This is a genomic window from Jeotgalibacillus marinus, assembly GCF_040801915.1.
Taxonomy (GTDB): Bacteria; Bacillota; Bacilli; order Bacillales; family Jeotgalibacillaceae; genus Jeotgalibacillus; species Jeotgalibacillus marinus.
In genome coordinates this window covers 1-245 of record NZ_JBFMIA010000254.1, presented here as the reverse complement: position 1 = coordinate 245, position 245 = coordinate 1, and the positions used below count along the sequence as shown (strand labels likewise).

General features: G+C 49.4%; 1 protein-coding gene. It reads left to right on the top strand.

From position 1 onward, the window contains the following. A partial coding sequence (locus tag AB1471_RS19115) for a hypothetical protein (protein ID WP_367781037.1) occupies positions 1 to 245 on the top strand: 245 nt, incomplete at both ends.

The following is a 245-nucleotide window of genomic DNA, read 5'->3' as shown; positions in this document are numbered from 1 at the left end:
GGGGAAGGGGAAGAGAGGAAAAGAAGAAAGAAAGAAAGGGAGGGAAGGGGGGAAGAGAGGAAAGGAAGAGAAAGGAGGGAGGAGAAGAAGAAGAAAAAAGAGAGGGGGAGAAAGGGAGGGGAGGAAGGGGAAAGAAGGAGGAAAGGAAGGGGAGAACAAGGAAGGAGGGGAGAAAAAGAGAGGGGGGGGAAAGGAATAGGAGGGGAGAGCAGGGATCATGAGGATGAATTTCATCATAAAATTTA